General features: G+C 51.3%; 1 pseudogene. It reads left to right on the top strand.

The features are described 5' to 3' along the window. Positions 1-563 (top strand): annotated as a pseudogene (locus R7O13_RS29565) (exopolygalacturonate lyase); the annotation flags it as partial.

Raw genomic sequence — 563 nt, forward strand, 5'->3', positions numbered from 1 at the left:
CAAAGGCAACGGATCTCAAGCACAACCGCTTGATTTAGCTACCGCAGTAGAACTGCTTCCTGCTGGTGGCACCATCATTTTGAAAGATGGCGACTACCAAGGGATGGAAATTCCGCTGACGGCGAGTGGCAGTGCCGACAAGCTCAAGCACCTACGTGCGGAAGGAGACAATGTTCGCTTTGTTTCGGAACTTCGTCACGAGGCAAATTACTGGCATTACCAAGGTATTGAAGTTGCGGGTGCGCAGTTCATTGTTCATGGTAGCCACAACACCTTCGAAAAAATGGTGACACACGGCGCGCCAGATGCTGGTTTCGTGCTCCCCTCTCCTGAAAACATTGGCCGCGCACTGTGGGCAAGTTACAACCAAGTGATTGAAAGCGAAAGCTACAACAACATGGATCCTTCGCAGATCAACGCAGACGGTTTTGCGGCCAAGATGCGCATCGGCGATGGCAACACTTTCATCCGTTGTTTGTCTCACCACAACATTGATGACGGTTGGGTCTTGTTCAACAAAGTGGAAGAGGGCGCAAACGGTGCGGTGACCAGTTTGGATTCCA

The sequence above is a fragment of the Vibrio sp. Y176 genome, from assembly GCF_033438945.1.